Here is a 13,115-nt window from a genome sequence, read left to right as displayed (position 1 = left end):
CTAATCTTTTTGTTCTATTCTAAAACCAACGTCTGTAATTCCTTCTAAAGCTTCAACACCAGGAATTTTACCCGACTGTCTAACAGCTTGTTTGATGTGCACTTTGTATTTTCCTGTAAACTTTACATCTTCTTTATAAAAAAGCTTGCTTTCTTTTATATCAGAAAATCCGTTTCCTAACAATGTTCCATCTGGCTCTGCCATTTGGTATTCTAATGTATCGACTTTTGTAAAACCGCTCGGCGTTTCAAGAGCAACAATTAAAAATAAATTATTAAAAGGATAATTATTGTTGTCTCGAATGTTTACAAAAGCATTGTATTTTTTTGTAGAATCTAAAACTGGCAGATCAAAGCTCACAATACTGTCTTTGTGCCAAGCACTTCCAACAGATTTATACTGATCAAATACTCTTTTTTTATCACAAGAAAAAAGAAGTATTGCTACCAAAAGAAGAATTCCGCTATTTTTTATTCTCATTTTTAGTATTCGTTATTGGTTTTCTAGGTTCAGCCGGTTTATTTTCATTTGAATTTTGCTTATTCGGATTGTTTGGCTTATTCGAATTATGCTTTTTCTTATGATTTTGCTTATTCGGATTGTTTTGATTGGTTTGCTTATTTGCATTGCCATTGTTCGGATTATTAGTATTTGCTGCTGGTTTAGCAGTATTTACATTTTTATCCTGTTGCGGTTTTACTGGAGTTGCAACACCAGCCGTTTCTGCATTTTGTTTACGCTTGCGATTTGGCTTTTTCTTTCTTTTCGGTTGGTCAAAACGAGTTAAGCTTTCTTGACCCATTGCATTGTTAAAATCTTTTTCAGGTTCTGAAATTACTTCAACGGCAAAATCTTCTAAAGAAGAAACTTTGTTTTTCTGTTTATTTTCAGCGATAATTTCTTTTACCTGATCAATTTTTAAAACATGCCAGTTTGCGAAGTTGTTGGTGTAAGCAAACCACATTAATCCTTTAAAAATATCTTGTTTTTGGCAAACTGCGTCGCCTTTTTCTGTGATTAGTTTGGTATCGTAATCTGGAAAATCTTTTAAAGCATCCATGTAAGTGTCTAGCTCATAGTTTAGACAGCATTTTAATTTACCGCATTGTCCCGCTAATTTTTGCGGATTCAATGATAACTGCTGATAACGAGCCGCTGATGTATTAACACTTCTAAAATCGGTTAACCAAGTCGAACAGCAAAGTTCGCGTCCGCAAGAACCAACTCCACCTAAACGTGCCGCTTCCTGACGGAAACCAACTTGTTTCATTTCTACTCTGGTACTGAATTCTTTAGCAAAATCTTTGATCAGCATTCTAAAATCGACACGATCATTTGCTGTGTAATAAAAAGTTGCTTTTGATCCGTCTCCTTGAAATTCGATATCCGAAATTTTCATTTCCAATTTATGCTGAATTGCCAACTCGCGGGCACGAACTTTCATCGGTTCTTCACGATCACGTGCTACAGACCAAATGTCGATATCTTTTTGAGATGCTTTTCTGTAAATTTTTGGAACCTCATTACTTTCGTAATTTACCCCTTTTTTCTTCATTTGAATCTTTACCAATTCTCCTGTAAGAGTCACAATTCCAATATCATGTCCTGGCGAAGCAACAGTTGCTACAATATCGCCAATACTTAAAGTTAATTTCTCCGAATTTCTAAAAAATTCCTTGCGTCCATTCTTAAAACGAACCTCAACACAATCAAAAATCGCCTCTCCATTAGACGGGCTCATGTTCGAAAGCCAGTCAAAAACCGTCAATTTATTGCAGCTATCGGTGCCGCAAGTCCCATTATTTTTACAACCTTTTGGTGTGCCACCGTCTGAGGTTGAACAACTTGTACATGCCATAATTATATATGTAGTGCTGCCAAAACGCAGCTTAAGTTCATAAACGTTTGATCGGTAAAGATAGTATTTTTTTTATTTTGCTTTTTATGCATAAAAACTAAAGGCCTGTTAAATAAAAAAACGCGTTTTTTTGTACGCAAATTTTTACCAAATTACTCAACTTTTCTTCTTATTTTTAAAATATTCTTCAAAAAACCTTATTGTGCAAGTTTTATGACCTAAAATGGTAATTTAACTTTTTATCCTGAAATATATTTGGCATTTTTATGTTTTATCTTACAACATGGTTTGAAAAATTCCAATTTTAGGCACTTTCAAATCTTAATCTTTCATTTTAAAATTCATCACAATGCAAACACAAAACCAAATTGAAAATTTCCTTTTTCAGGGAAAATTTGACGAGGCCAGAGAATGCCTAAATAACGGAGAAAAATTTAATGACCAATACTTGAAAAATAATTTTTCGCAGATAATGTCCAAAATTATTGAAGCCAAAGAAATTGACTTCATTGAAAAATTAATAAAAGCTGGATTTATAGAGACCGATATTTACGAATTGGACAGTTTTGATCAATCTATTTTTAAACCATTGGCTTTATACTTAAAAGATAATGAAGAATCAATTGCTTTTTTCAAGGAATTGATGTCGAAAATGGATAACATTAACGATGAAATAAGCGATAAAACCCTTCTTGGCTATTTTCTTGGAAAAGGAATTTCGCCAAAAATAGTTAAAGTATTAGTTGATGATTTTGGAGCTAATACTCAGTATAAGAACAATGCAGGTGAAAATTTTATTTACACAATTTTGAATACTTATGGTCTTGATCCAGAGAAAGTAAAAGAATACATTACCATTTTAATAGATAACGGAGTTGACATTAATGAGAAAAACATTGTTGGGACAACACCTTTAATGTGTGCTGTGAAAAGAAACCAAAAAGAACTTCTGCCTGTTTTATTAGAAAATGGTGCCGATCCTAATGAAACTGATAACCAAGAAAACAGCGCTTTCTACTACGCTGCAGCTGAACAGTTTTCTTTTCAGATGTACGAACTTTTAGCAGAATCATCATCAGCCAATTTTAATAATATCAATAAAAACGGAAAAACCTTACTTACCGAGTTTATCAGAATGATGTCTGATTCTGAGTATGATCTAAATTCACTACAAAAATTATTGTCAGATGGAGCCGATTTAAATCATTGTGCTGAATATTATGGAAATCCGAAATCAGGTGTGGATTATATTGTTGAGAAAAAATCGGGTATTTTAAAATCAGTGCTTGAGAGTGGATCTGTTGACGTTAACGAACAAGACGATCAGGGCAACACTGTTTTACACAAAGTTTGCGCGTATAATGTTAATTATGATGCTGAAGCTGCAAAAGAAACCTATAGAAAAGTAAAATTACTTCTTGAAAACGGTGCAGATAAAGAAATTACCAACGATAAAGACGAAACGGCTTTAAAACTTGCCTCTGATGACAACCTAAAAATCAAAACGGTTGAACTTTTAATGAAACAATAAATCGATTATCTATTTAAAAAACAATACACATGTCAATGTCATTTATAGTTGCCTGCGAAAACGGAAACAGAAAAATAGCAGAATTACTTCTTCAAAATAAAGAAGTAGATGTAAAATATACAGACGAACTTGGAAGAACTGCACTTCATTACGCAGCTCATAGAGGTTACCTTGATATCGTAAAAATTCTAACCGAAGATGGTGCCGATATCAATTATGAAGATCATCAAGGAGAAACGCCTTTGTACTTTGCTTGCCTTCAAAAACAAAAACAAACGGCGTTGCATCTTTTAGAAAATGGAGCAGAAATTACCAAAAACGACAAATACGGAAATAGTCTGCTTCATTTGGTCGTTCAGACGGCTCAAATCGATATTGCAACAAAGTTGCTTCAAGCAGGAACCGATGTTAATCTGCTGAATAACAACGGAGAAACCCCTTTAATATTAGCCTCAACAAAATTAAACAGAGAAATTATCCAACTGCTTTTAGACAATGGAGCCGATATTAACGTAACCGATAAACAGGGAAATACGCCACTTATTTATGCTTGTTATACCAAATCGATTCCGATGGTGACTTTGCTTCTGGACAATGGCGCTGATATAAACCACACTAATCATTCTGGTGAAAATGCACTGTTAATTGCTTGTTACGAAACCAACAGAATGTTAGCTAAATTATTGATTGAAAGAGGTTCTGATGTATTTACTTCAAGTAACAATGGATATTCTCCGATTTGGTACGCTTGCGCGAATAATCAAAAAGAGATTGTGGCCTTGTTTTTAGAAAACGGAGTTGATGTGAACTATAGCAAGCCTGTTGCCAACGATACTTCATCGATGAATGATTATTTGGATTGGATTGTAAGCGCAACAAATATCTCAAACGAATCTACTTTTACCCTTAACGATTCTTATACGTATGGCGGCGAAAGCCTGTTGCATGTAGCTACCAAAAAAGGAAATTTAAGCATGGTGAAACTGCTTATCGAAGCTGGAGCAAACATTAACATTCAAGACGAATCTGGAAATACGCCTTTGCATTACAGTGCCGCTAACGGAAAGAAAGATGTTGTAAAATATTTATTAGACAACAAAGCCGACGCTTCAATCGTAAACGTAAAAGAACAAAAAGCAATTGATTACTCGAATGTAAAAGGTTTTAATGAAATTACAGAACTGATTCTGAAATATGCTCCGTCTGGAACGGTTGTAACCTCAATAAATGTTCCGCAAGAAGCACCAAAAACTGAAGCTTCAAATTCGATGGAAGCCAAGAAAAAAGCATTATTAGATTTAAAAGAACTTCTAGATGCCGGAATCTTGACTTCGGAAGAATTTGATGTTGAGAAAAGTAAAATTTTAAAAGGATAAATAATAAATAAACCCACAAATGAAAAAAATCTTAAATACCACAACTCTATTTTTAGTATTAATCGCTACAGCTATTGTTTCTAGTTCTTGCACCAACCTCTCTCCAGAAAAAACCTTTGAAATTGCCGCTTTAAATTCGAATTTGTTATCTCGTTTTGGAAGTAAGGAAATTAATGAAAAGCTTCAATCTGAGCCTCAGGTTTATGATGAAACGCAAAAGAAAATGATTCCGTCTACTTATCAAGATTCTTTTAAATACGATATAACTAATTTAGAAGCTAGATTAAAAACGATTCAGGACATACCGGAAGATGAAGACAATAGAGAACTTCTTCAGGCCTCAAAAGACTTATTTTCTTATGCAATTGCGAAACAGAAGGAAGGTTATGTACCAATCGGAAAGTTGAAAGACGAAAAAGCTCCTTCAGAACAAATTGAAAAAGCAATTGCTGATTTTGATGCTTCAACTCAAAGCGAAATAGAGGCAAAATTTACCAAATTGATGAATGTGGCACAAACTTATGTTGACAAGCATAATATAAATGCTAAAATAGGCATCTGAAATCAGACATCTTGATCAATGATTTAAAAAAGGAATAAAAAGAATGGCAAAGAAAAAGAAAACGCTTCCAAAAAATTTTAAAGAATTAATTGAAAAGAAAGACGTTGAAGCTTTAAAAGCTGTATTTGATACCTGCGAATTGGAGGCAAGAGGCGGTTACGGAAAAACAACAGCGTTAAGCTTTTGGGGTATTCCCGATGAGCTTATAATTTGGCTAGTAAAAAATGGCGCAGATTTGGAAGCTGTTGATACTTATAACCGTACCGCATTGCATCAAAACGCAATGATACGAACTGGTAAGATTTCAACTTTATTAGAACTCGGTGCTAATATACATGCAAGAGACAATTATAAAGATACGCCTTTACATTTTGCATGTGGAAGCGGCTTTAATGTAGATGCTGTCAAAAAATTGATCGAATATGGAGCAGACACTAATGCATTGAATACCTACAAACAAACTCCTTTGGAACGTGCTTTGGTTAGAGCAAATAACATTGATCTTAAAAATTTGGCCGAAATATCAAAAATACTTTTAAAAACTGATATCGAAATAACGCAAGCTATGAAAGATGCTGTTGTTCGAAAGGGAGAAGATTTTGAATTTCATAGAGAAAATTTCAACAAAGATTATTTAGAAGAGACAGATAATGCATTAAACCAACTTTATGAGATGTTTAATGTTCCCCCTGTAAAAAGACGTATTTTACACGACGGTGTGTCTCCCATTTCTGTAACTGGCGCAACCTGGGAAAAACAATTTGAAGAACTATGGGATCTCTTAATACCGTCAAAGGGCAGTTCAAAAACCGTACAAGGTGAAGTCGTGCGCATTTCAGGAAAGGTAAGAGATGAAATATATAGAAATGGTGGTGGAAATTGGAATATCGATTTTAAAAAAATGCTAGATGCCTTTTTTATCCATTTATCCTCAAATAATTCACTGTCTGATGACGAACTTGAAAAAGCAGCTTTAATTATAAAAGATGTTCGCAAAAATGGAGATGGAGAAATCGACGAACTTAATTTTTTATGCGAACTCACTACTAAATGGGTTCTTGCAAATACAACACCCATTTTACTAAGCGAGCCTAATTACAAAAGATAAAGTTAAAAGTACTACACAAAAGGATTTGTGCAGTAGCAGGGAGAATAAATAAGATTTGCTAATTGGAACGGGCACAGATTGCAAATCCGCACTATCGGGTTTCTTATTAAAACTTATTTTAATAAAATAATGACTTTTAGAAGCAGTTTTCATTTTTTGCTTTCGATATTTTTACCTGGTAATGAGCAGATTATTTAAAATATGGCAGAAGACATTTTCGATAAGACACATACTTATTTTAGACAACACCCCAAAGTGATGGCTCTTGTACCACTCTCATTAGGCTTAATAATGATTGTAGCGGCTATTCAAAATTGGAACTGGCTCTATGCGCCAAGTGGCACCTTTCGTGGCATTGGTGGCATAAGTGCGTATTTTGGCCGTACTATAGCACGTATAGTTGGTGTAGTTGTTGGGCTTATTTTCTTTTTTGTGGCCTATATTATGTTTAACGTTACAAAATGGTAATTCCGATAGCGCGGATTTGCAATCCATACACGTAAGTATATCAACAAAGCGAAAGAGAGAAAAAAAAATAAAAACTGTGAGAATATAAGATTTACTAATTGGAACGGGCATGGATTACAAATCTGCGCTATCGGGTTTACAAATAAATAATAAAACAAACAAAATGAAAAAATACTCAAAATTCATAGATATTTTGACTTATTATAAGAACCTTCCACATGGAATGATTTATTCAGTAGAAAAAAAAGAAAATGATTTAAAAAACGCCATTTTTTATGTATTAGATACTATTGAAGAAAAGACGACAGAATTTGTGGAAGGAGACTTAGGTGATGTTCCATCTGAGATATACAACGATCAGAATATTGTTTGTGAATTAATTGAAACACAAATGTTTAAATCTATAATTGAAAATAAATTCAAGATTAATCCCAATTTAGATATTGTAAAAAATGTAAAAGTCTTTTTAAATGCTTTAGAGTTTTATCTTGAATATGATGCCTTCCAGAACTAAAGACTCGATAGCGCGGATTTGCAATATGTGCACGTAAAGTATATCAACAAAGCGAAAGAGAGAGAAAAAAAATAAAAACTGTGAGAATATAAGATTTACTAATTGGAACGGGCATGGATTACAAATCTGCGCTGTCGGGTTTGGCAAAACAAAAAGTGACATCACCAAGCCACATACCTTGGAACTAAAAAACAATAAACATGAAAGAAAAATTATTAAATGAATTTGGCAAATATTTAATAGAGGAAGTTAGAGATGATTCTATTTTTGAATTTAACGAAATAGTCAACAACAATTCCATATCAAAAGAAAATCAGTATATATTTGAGCTACTTAAAAAAAGTAAAGTTCCCAAAGAAGATTTGATAAAGATTGTTACCGAAATGATTGATAAATGCCTTTTTAAGACACTATTTTTTTTTCAGTCTCAGGAAGAATTTACGCTTACTACAAAGGATCAAAAAGGCAAAGTAATTAATCTTGCGGAAATGAGTGATGGTCTGAGTGGTGAAATATATGGTGAAAATGGCTGGATTAAAAAGTTTAGTGAGTATGAACAAATTGACGACTGGATGAATAACAGTGATAATAAGAAAAAAAAGAAGTAGTCCTTCTCCACGCTGGCGCAAGAATGCAGTCAAGCAATAAGCGTTTGCGTTCTTGTGCCTTAGCATAAAGAGGTTTAAAAATAAACAGCCGCTTCGTAAATGAAGCGGCTGTTTATTTTAGAAAGAATAATTTTTTGAGCCTTGCGGTAAACCTTGCTAATTTGTGCGAGGTGCGCAGGTATAAGTTTACTTCTTCTTTATCCTTAAATACCATTCCGCCAACCCGATAGCGCGGATTTGCAATCCGTGCACGTAAAGTATATCAACAAAGCGAAAGAGAGAAAAAAATAAAAACTGTGAGAATATAAGATTTGCTAATTAAAACGGGCACGGATTGCAAATCCGCGCTATCGGGTTCGCGCAGTAGCGACGACTACACAAAATAAGGTCATTTTTTTATTTCAAAAGAATTAAAATTTGTTAAGTTTACTCGTACCAAAATTTTGAGATTTAAACTAACCCAAAACAAACCGCCACAAATGAACACCGAAGTTTTACCAAACCAACCAAAAGAGGAGACAAATTATTTTTACCATTTTAACTTTTCAAAGTTTAAGGCGATCGTATTCCCTCTTGCCATTATTGCCTTCCTTCTTATTATAAAACAATTTATCATCAATAATTTTTCCGTTTCTAGTGTTGGAGGATCTGGATTATCAGGTATGCTAATCCCTTTTCGAGGGCCCCAAAACCTACCTTTGTGGGCAAATATTTTGAACACAATAATTAATGCCCTAATTATAATAATAGCTCTTTGCTGGGAAGCAGTTAATGAAAAGAAATTCGATAAACTAAAATATCTCCTTTTGCTGTGTCTGCCAGCAATACTATCAGACATAATCTTTACTTTTTCAGATCTTCGCGAATCTTATGCTAATAGTCCCTTTTTTATACTTTATTTTGCTTTAGGTTATTTGCAACCATATGCCTTATATGGTCTCTTAAGAGGAAAAATACTTTATAGTAAAGAAATCAGCTTTTTAGGCTATCTAATCGGAATATTTACTTCTATAAGCATCGAGGCTTTATATCAAAAAACAGTTTCTGTATTAACTTTTAGCGATTTTTACGGCTCTGCTTGGCCTTATGAAGTAGTGTTTTTTAGATTATTTTCGATATTGACTTTTTTCTATTTTATATTTCTATTAGATGCTGGATTTTCTTTTAGGAATTTTATAAAAATGCCTACAGCTGCTTTTCTTAGCTATAAAAAATTCACGATACATTTTTCTCTATTATTTACTTCGTTCCTTGCTGTTCATTTGGTTTTTACAGAACAGTTTTCTGTCAATTGGTTCAATTCTTCAGGTCCAAATATTTCAGGAATTTACAACAATATCTATACTGTTATTCGTGTCATTTTTCAAATTACATTTGTCTATTTATTATTCTCCCAACTATTGCTTTCGCAATTAGCTGCTTTACGCAGAAGACCTTTTTGGATTTACCTATTGAGTTTTATACCTGTAATTAACTTAATTCCTTTTCTATTCTTTTTCCGCAAAAACACTCCTTTAACGAATGAAGAATATTTGGAAATCGAAGAAGATGAAAATCAAAGGAAATCATACTTTCAAGTATTTCTTTTGTTATTACTGAGTGCCTATGCCATTTACAAATTTATAAGGCTTGAATTAAACCGTCAGGACTTAATTTATTTAAGTGGGTTAGTTGTCTTGTTGTATATTTTTATAATATACTTTAGAAAAGGTGTTTGGATAGGTTTTGCACTATTAGCTATGGGATTCTTATTCTTTTTATTTCAAGATCGCCCTAACGGTTTCTATTATTTCTGCATTCTCGCTTATGCCGCAATTGGAATATATAATCTTCATATTGCTATATTTTGGGAAGCTCCAGAATGGACTGAAATTGATGAGAATATCGAAACAGTAAAAATTGAAGAAGCATAAACAACAGCACATTAATACAATTGTCACAACGTATTTAACCAAAAAGAGCCGCACATTTGCGGCTCTTTTTGATGTGATTAAAATATTCCTAAGTTTCTTTAACCGTAATAATCTTTACTGGACAAGCTTTCGCAGCCAATTCACAGCTTTCCACAATAGCATGATTTGGAGATTTTAAAGTAAAAAATCCTTTTGCATTCTGCGAATGAATGAGAACCGATTTTCCGTCTTTTTTTGACATTTGAAAATGAATCGGATCCATCTCAACACAGTAATTACAGCCAATGCACTTATCCCTTTGTAATGTTACTATAACCATTACGCCTCAACAATTTTATATAATTTGTCCGACATTCTGATTCTGAATGGCAATTTGAAACTACAATCGTCTCCTTTTGTGGCTTTTTCACCAGCAATATCATTTACAAACATTTCATCGATAATCATTTCTTGAGCGCCTGTACTTGGTCCCGTTACTAAGATTTTATCACCAATTTTAATATCGTAAGCTTCAATCTTAAATTGCCCTACTTCTGCTTTCGGGAAATAATGTGTTCCTTTACCCACATAAACTTTCTTCTGCGTCGCTGCAGATCCTGGAATATCGCTCCATTCGCCTAATTCCTGACCTAGATAATATCCAGACCAGAATCCGCGATTGTAAACTGTTTCCAAGGCTTTCATCCACTCTACCGTTTTTTCTTTGGAAAAAGTACCTTCATAGTAAGCATCAATTGCTTCGCGATAGGTTTTGGTTACCGTTGCCACATATTCTGGCGCACGGCCTCGTCCTTCGATTTTTAAAACTTTAATTCCAGAATCAATAACTTGATCTAAGAAATCCAATGTACATAAATCTTTTGGCGACATCATGTATTCGTTATCCAATTCGATTTCGAAACCTGTTTCTTGATCGATAACTGTATATTTTTTTCGACAGTTTTGCTTGCATGCACCACGATTTGCAGATGAATTATGCGAATGCAAACTCAAATAACATTTTCCCGAAACCGCCATACACAAAGCTCCATGACCAAAGATTTCGATTTCGACTAAATTTCCATTTGGTCCTTTTATCTGCTCTTTCTCAATTTGATCGGTAATATTTTTTACTTGACGTAAGCTTAATTCACGACTTAAAACCATTGTATCTGCAAATAAACTGTAGAATTTGATGGTTTCTATGTTGGTAACATTCAATTGGGTCGAAATATGAACTTCCATTCCAATTGATCTTGCCATTGCAATTACGGCTTGGTCTGATGCAATTACAGCTGTAATATTAGCTTCTTTGGACTTGTTCAATAATGTTTTTACAACTGACAAATCATGATCGTAAATAATCGTGTTTAAAGTCAAATAACTTCGAACTTTTTTTGCTTCACATCGATTGGCGATTTCTTTTAAATCGTCAATTGTAAAATTCACCGTTGAACGAGCACGCATATTAAGCTGTTCAACTCCAAAATATACTGAATCACAGCCATTATCTAAAGCAGCCTGAAGCGACTCAAAATCTCCAGCTGGAGACATGAGTTCAATTGTATTGTTAATTGTCATTTTCGATTTATTATTCAAATGACAAAATTAATGTGGGTATAGATTAGATTTCTATGATATATATCATAGTCTATATTTTAAAAATTATTCGCAGCATATTATTAAAAAAGCCCACGATTGAAACCATGGGCTTTGTTCTATATTATCAAAATTTAACGTAAATGCCGCAGCACTCCTATTAAATTCAATCTAAAATCTTGTATACTTTATCAGACAATCTAATTCTAAAAGGAACTTCAAAAGTAACCTTATCACCAACTTTAGCAGATTGAGTTTCTGCGCCATTAACAATGATTTTGTCTAAAATCAATTCTTGATCTCCAGTTGTTGGACCAGAAATTAAGATTTTATCACCACTGTTTAATTCGTGATTTTCTACTGTAAATTGTCCAACTTGCGCTTTTACATAATAATGTTCAGCTTTCCCAAGAAGTACTTTTTTTACTTTTATTTTCTGACGAATATCAGATTGTTTTTGTGCTGTTGCCAAAGCAGTTTCTGGTAATTCTCCTGAATGTTTGAATTTCAAGTTTTCAGATTTTCCTTTTCTGAAAACCTTATTTCCAACTTGTTTTCCAGTTCTCAAACGAACTTGGTCAACTAAAGGCATGTGGATGATTTCTAAACATTCTGTAGAACAGCAGTTTTCCATTGCTGCTTTACAATCATCACACTGAATAAACAATAAATGACAGCCGTCATTTTCGCAATTCGTGTGATTATCGCAAGGTTTTCCGCATTGGTGACATTGTGATATAATATCATCCGTGATTCTTTCGCCTAGACGATTATCAAATACGAAGTTTTTTCCAATGAATTTGCTTTCTAAACCTTCTTCTTTCAATTGTTTAGCGTAATTAATAATTCCACCTTCTAACTGATACACGTTTTTGAAACCTTGGTGTTTGAAATAAGCACTCGCTTTTTCGCAACGAATTCCTCCAGTACAATACATTACCAGATTTTTATCGTCTTTGTGATCTTTAAGCTGATCGTTGATAATTGGCAAACTTTCTCTAAATGTCTCAACATCTGGAGTAATCGCATTTTTAAAATGTCCAACTTCACTTTCGTAGTGATTTCTAAAATCAACTACAATCGTATTCGGATCATCTAAAATCTCATTGAATTCTTTGGCTTTCAAGTGAACGCCTATATTGGTAACATCAAAAGTTTCGTCGTTTAATCCATCGGCAACGATTTTGTGACGAACTTTGATTGTTAATTTTAAAAACGAATGGTCATCATGCTCTACAGCTTCATTCAAACGAATGCCTTTCATGAAATCATAAGCTTCAAGAGTTGTTCTAAAAGCCTCCAAATTTTCTTCAGGAATACTCATTTGAGCATTTATTCCTTCATTGGCAACATAAATTCGGCCTAATGCATCTAGGGCATTCCAGGCTACGAATAAGTCATTACGAAATTTTTGTGGATCTTGAATTTTGGCATACGCATAGAAAGACAACGTTAGTCGTTGTTTACCTGCATCATCGATCATGATGGCTCTTTCTTCTGCGCTCAAAGTGTTATACAGTTGCATGCTATAAACAGTTTTAAGTTAAGAATATATGTTTTTTTAGATTTTTCTCTAAATCTGCGGCAAATTTAGGGTTT

13 protein-coding genes are annotated in these 13,115 nt (G+C 33.6%); 8 read left to right on the top strand and 5 right to left on the bottom strand.

Annotated elements, in window-relative coordinates; translation table 11 throughout:
* Both JC605_RS05105 and JC605_RS05100 read right to left on the bottom strand, forming a co-directional pair.
* Positions 1 to 480 carry a gliding motility lipoprotein GldH gene (locus tag JC605_RS05105; protein ID WP_198855159.1) on the bottom strand — a complete coding sequence of 160 codons (480 nt, stop codon included), beginning with the start codon at positions 478 to 480 and terminating at the stop codon, positions 1 to 3.
* Complete coding sequence (locus JC605_RS05100) at positions 464 to 1,858, bottom strand: regulatory iron-sulfur-containing complex subunit RicT (RefSeq protein ID WP_198855158.1); 1,395 nt, start codon at positions 1,856 to 1,858, stop codon at positions 464 to 466. The genes JC605_RS05105 and JC605_RS05100 overlap by 17 nt, the downstream gene beginning before the upstream one ends.
* A 349-nt stretch (positions 1,859 to 2,207) precedes the next feature.
* On the opposite strand from JC605_RS05100, the gene JC605_RS05095 reads away from it, so the two are divergent.
* The 8 genes from JC605_RS05095 (at position 2,208) to JC605_RS05060 (ending at position 9,938) form a co-directional block, all read left to right on the top strand.
* Positions 2,208 to 3,389, top strand: coding sequence for an ankyrin repeat domain-containing protein (locus tag JC605_RS05095; RefSeq protein ID WP_198855157.1), 1,182 nt, complete (start codon positions 2,208 to 2,210; stop codon positions 3,387 to 3,389).
* Between the two features lie 29 nt (positions 3,390 to 3,418).
* The gene (locus tag JC605_RS05090; RefSeq protein WP_198855156.1) at positions 3,419 to 4,765 is read left to right on the top strand and encodes an ankyrin repeat domain-containing protein; all 1,347 of its coding nucleotides are present in this window, start codon (positions 3,419 to 3,421) and stop codon (positions 4,763 to 4,765) included.
* 19 nt (positions 4,766 to 4,784) lie between these two features.
* Positions 4,785 to 5,327 carry a hypothetical protein gene (locus tag JC605_RS05085; protein WP_198855155.1) on the top strand — a complete coding sequence of 181 codons (543 nt, stop codon included), beginning with the start codon at positions 4,785 to 4,787 and terminating at the stop codon, positions 5,325 to 5,327.
* A gap of 43 nt (positions 5,328 to 5,370) precedes the next feature.
* Positions 5,371 to 6,435: an ankyrin repeat domain-containing protein gene (locus JC605_RS05080; protein WP_198855154.1), complete on the top strand. Its 1,065-nt coding sequence runs from the start codon at positions 5,371 to 5,373 to the stop codon at positions 6,433 to 6,435.
* 201 nt (positions 6,436 to 6,636) lie between these two features.
* Positions 6,637 to 6,903 (top strand): Imm17 family immunity protein, encoded by a 267-nt coding sequence (locus JC605_RS05075; protein WP_198855153.1) that lies wholly within the window; start codon positions 6,637 to 6,639, stop codon positions 6,901 to 6,903.
* 163 nt (positions 6,904 to 7,066) lie between these two features.
* Positions 7,067 to 7,417: a hypothetical protein gene (locus JC605_RS05070; protein WP_198855152.1), complete on the top strand. Its 351-nt coding sequence runs from the start codon at positions 7,067 to 7,069 to the stop codon at positions 7,415 to 7,417.
* Positions 7,418 to 7,617: 200 nt separating this feature from the next.
* Positions 7,618 to 8,025 (top strand): hypothetical protein, encoded by a 408-nt coding sequence (locus tag JC605_RS05065; RefSeq protein ID WP_198855151.1) that lies wholly within the window; start codon positions 7,618 to 7,620, stop codon positions 8,023 to 8,025.
* A gap of 479 nt (positions 8,026 to 8,504) precedes the next feature.
* Entirely contained in the window at positions 8,505 to 9,938 is a 1,434-nt protein-coding gene (locus JC605_RS05060; protein ID WP_198855150.1) for a hypothetical protein, read from the top strand.
* A gap of 88 nt (positions 9,939 to 10,026) precedes the next feature.
* Here JC605_RS05060 and JC605_RS05055 read toward each other — a convergent pair whose 3' ends face one another.
* From JC605_RS05055 to JC605_RS05045, 3 genes are all read right to left on the bottom strand, one after another.
* Positions 10,027 to 10,257, bottom strand: coding sequence for a ferredoxin (locus JC605_RS05055; RefSeq protein ID WP_177211604.1), 231 nt, complete (start codon positions 10,255 to 10,257; stop codon positions 10,027 to 10,029).
* On the bottom strand, positions 10,257 to 11,498 hold the full coding sequence (locus tag JC605_RS05050) for a peptidase U32 family protein (protein WP_198855149.1): 1,242 nt from the start codon (positions 11,496 to 11,498) through the stop codon (positions 10,257 to 10,259). The genes JC605_RS05055 and JC605_RS05050 overlap by 1 nt, the downstream gene beginning before the upstream one ends.
* A gap of 184 nt (positions 11,499 to 11,682) precedes the next feature.
* Positions 11,683 to 13,041 (bottom strand): rhodanese-related sulfurtransferase, encoded by a 1,359-nt coding sequence (locus JC605_RS05045; RefSeq protein ID WP_198855148.1) that lies wholly within the window; start codon positions 13,039 to 13,041, stop codon positions 11,683 to 11,685.
* Positions 13,042 to 13,115: the final 74 nt, after the last annotated feature.

The organism is Flavobacterium sp. IB48, from assembly GCF_016405855.1.
In the GTDB taxonomy this organism is placed as follows: Bacteria; Bacteroidota; Bacteroidia; order Flavobacteriales; family Flavobacteriaceae; genus Flavobacterium; species Flavobacterium ginsengisoli.
The sequence above is the reverse complement of the archived record's forward strand: the minus strand, read 5'-3'. Positions and strand labels throughout refer to the sequence as shown.

What these genes read in the sequence shown, in the direction of transcription:
- JC605_RS05105 (WP_198855159.1), bottom strand. Translation starts at nt 480, where the DNA reads ATGAGAATAAAAAATAGCGGAATTCTTCTTTTGGTAGCAATACTTCTT.
- JC605_RS05100 (WP_198855158.1), bottom strand. Translation starts at nt 1,858, where the DNA reads ATGGCATGTACAAGTTGTTCAACCTCAGACGGTGGCACACCAAAAGGT.
- JC605_RS05095 (WP_198855157.1), top strand. Translation starts at nt 2,208, where the DNA reads ATGCAAACACAAAACCAAATTGAAAATTTCCTTTTTCAGGGAAAATTT.
- JC605_RS05090 (WP_198855156.1), top strand. Translation starts at nt 3,419, where the DNA reads ATGTCAATGTCATTTATAGTTGCCTGCGAAAACGGAAACAGAAAAATA.
- JC605_RS05085 (WP_198855155.1), top strand. Translation starts at nt 4,785, where the DNA reads ATGAAAAAAATCTTAAATACCACAACTCTATTTTTAGTATTAATCGCT.
- JC605_RS05080 (WP_198855154.1), top strand. Translation starts at nt 5,371, where the DNA reads ATGGCAAAGAAAAAGAAAACGCTTCCAAAAAATTTTAAAGAATTAATT.
- JC605_RS05075 (WP_198855153.1), top strand. Translation starts at nt 6,637, where the DNA reads ATGGCAGAAGACATTTTCGATAAGACACATACTTATTTTAGACAACAC.
- JC605_RS05070 (WP_198855152.1), top strand. Translation starts at nt 7,067, where the DNA reads ATGAAAAAATACTCAAAATTCATAGATATTTTGACTTATTATAAGAAC.
- JC605_RS05065 (WP_198855151.1), top strand. Translation starts at nt 7,618, where the DNA reads ATGAAAGAAAAATTATTAAATGAATTTGGCAAATATTTAATAGAGGAA.
- JC605_RS05060 (WP_198855150.1), top strand. Translation starts at nt 8,505, where the DNA reads ATGAACACCGAAGTTTTACCAAACCAACCAAAAGAGGAGACAAATTAT.
- JC605_RS05055 (WP_177211604.1), bottom strand. Translation starts at nt 10,257, where the DNA reads ATGGTTATAGTAACATTACAAAGGGATAAGTGCATTGGCTGTAATTAC.
- JC605_RS05050 (WP_198855149.1), bottom strand. Translation starts at nt 11,498, where the DNA reads ATGACAATTAACAATACAATTGAACTCATGTCTCCAGCTGGAGATTTT.
- JC605_RS05045 (WP_198855148.1), bottom strand. Translation starts at nt 13,041, where the DNA reads ATGCAACTGTATAACACTTTGAGCGCAGAAGAAAGAGCCATCATGATC.